The organism is Microbacterium sp. ISL-103, assembly GCF_018613995.1.
GTDB lineage: Bacteria > Actinomycetota > Actinomycetes > Actinomycetales > Microbacteriaceae > Microbacterium.
This window is the reverse complement of record NZ_JAGGPD010000611.1, coordinates 1-2,250: the sequence shown is the minus strand read 5'-3', so window position 1 is coordinate 2,250 and position 2,250 is coordinate 1. Positions and strand designations below refer to the sequence as shown.

The 2,250-nt window shown below is 67.5% G+C and carries 1 protein-coding gene; it reads left to right on the top strand.

Annotation, left to right across the window (positions count from 1 at the left end; all coding sequences use genetic code 11):
• Positions 1-2,250 (top strand): type I DNA topoisomerase (gene topA, locus J7E68_RS18600; protein WP_215175022.1); only part of this gene is annotated, 2,250 nt, incomplete at both ends.

Here is a 2,250-nt window from a genome sequence, read left to right as displayed (position 1 = left end):
CGAACGGCTGTACGGGTGGGACGTCTCGCCGGTGCTCTGGTACAAGGTCAAGACCGGCCTCTCTGCCGGACGAGTGCAGTCCGCCGCCACCCGCATGATCGTCGAGCGCGAACGCGAGCGCATGGCGTTCGTGTCGGCCGAGTACTGGGACGTCGAGGCGCTCGCCTCCTCCTCGTCAGGATTCCGCGTGCGCCTCGTGCGCGTCGACGGCGGTCAGCTCGCCCGCGGAACAGACTTCGATGACACCGGGAAGCTCAAGAAGGCCGTCGTCATCCTCGACGAGAAGAAGGCCGCGCAGCTCGCGCTCGCCGTCGACGCCGCAGGCGCTGGCTCCGTCACCAAGGTCGAGGCCAAGCCCGGCACCCGCAGTCCCTACGCCCCCTTCACCACCTCCACCATGCAGCAGGAGGCGGGCCGCAAGCTCTCGATGAGCGCGAAGCAGGCGATGAGCGTCGCCCAGCGGCTGTACGAAAAGGGTTACATCACCTATATGCGAACCGACTCGGTGGCGCTGAGCACCCAGGCGGTGCAGGCGGCACGCGGTCTGGCGGTCTCGCTCTACGGCGACTCCGCCGTGCCTCTCAAGCCGCGCGTCTACAAGTCGAAGAGCAAGAACGCCCAGGAGGCGCACGAGGCGATCCGCCCGTCCGGCGAGACGTTCCGCACGCCCAAGTCCGTCTCCTCCGAGCTCGACCGCGAAGAGCACCGCCTCTACGACCTGATCTGGAAGCGCACCGTCGCAAGCCAGATGGCCGACGCGAAGTACGAGACCACGACCGTCACCATCGCGGTCGACGCCGCCGGGCAGAACGCCGAGTTCACCGCATCCGGCACCGTCTACACCTTCAAGGGCTTCCTCGAGGCGTATGAAGAGGGTCGCGACGAGAAGCGCAACGACAAGGACGCCGACGAGAACCAGTCGCTCCCCGTCGTCGCCGTGGGCGACCAGCTGCGCATGTCGGACTCCGAGGCCAAGGGGCACCGCACGACCCCCAAGCCGCGCTACACCGAGGCATCGCTGGTCAAGGCGCTCGAAGAGCACGGCATCGGGCGTCCCTCGACGTTCGCCAGCATCATCGGCACCGTGATCGACCGAGGCTACGCGACCAAGCGCGGGCAGGCCCTCGTTCCGACATGGCTCGCCTTCAGCGTCGTGCGACTGCTCGAAGAGCACTTCGCCGACCTCATCGGCTACGACTTCACGGCCGCGCTCGAAGACGACCTCGATGCGATCGCCCGCGGCGAGCAGAAGCGCGTCGAGTGGCTGCGCTCGTTCTACTACGGCTCCGACTCGCACGTCGGCCTGCGTCAGACGGTCGACAACCTCGGCGAGATCGATGCACGAGCCCTCAACTCGACGCCGATCACCGAGACCGCGACGCTGCGATTCGGCAAGTACGGTCCGTACCTCGAGGTGGCAAACCCCGAGGCGCCCGACGAGAAGCCCCGCATCGTCAACGTGCCCGAAGATCTCGCGCCCGATGAGCTGACGGCCGCCAAGGCGCAGGAGCTCATCGATGCGCCCGTCGCGGGCGACCGCGTGCTCGGCACGAACCCCGACAACGGCAAGATCGTCGTCGTCAAGGACGGACGCTTCGGTCCCTACGTGCAGGAGACCGACCCGGTGTCCGACGACGCCGCGGTCGACGAGGCGACGGGTGAGGTGGTCGAGGCCCCGAAGCCCAAGCGCGGAGCGAAGAAGGAAGTCGCACCGAAGCCGCGCACGGCATCCCTGTTCCGCTCGATGTCGGTCGACACCATCGAGCTCGACACCGCACTGCAGCTGCTCAGCCTTCCTCGTGTGGTCGGCAACGACCCCGAGACCGGCGACGAGATCACCGCGCAGAACGGTCGGTTCGGTCCGTACCTGAAGAAGGGCACCGACTCCCGTTCGCTCGAGAGCGAGTCGGAGATCTTCGACGTCACGCTCGAGAAGGCTCTCGAGATCTACTCGCAGCCGAAGTACGGAGCCGGATCCCGCCGTGCCTCCAGCGCGCTCGCCGAGTTCGAGGCAGACCCGGTCAGCAACAAGCCGATCCGCATCCGCGACGGTCGCTTCGGCGCCTATGTCACCGACGGCGAGACCAACGTGACGATCCCGCGCGGCCAGAAGGTCGAGGACATCACGTTCGAGACCGCCGTGCAGATGCTCGCCGACAAGCGTGCGAAGGGCCCTGCGCCCAAGCGCGGCGCCGCCAAGAAGGCTCCCGCGAAGAAGGCGCCCGCCAAGAAGGCTCCGGCCAAGAAGGC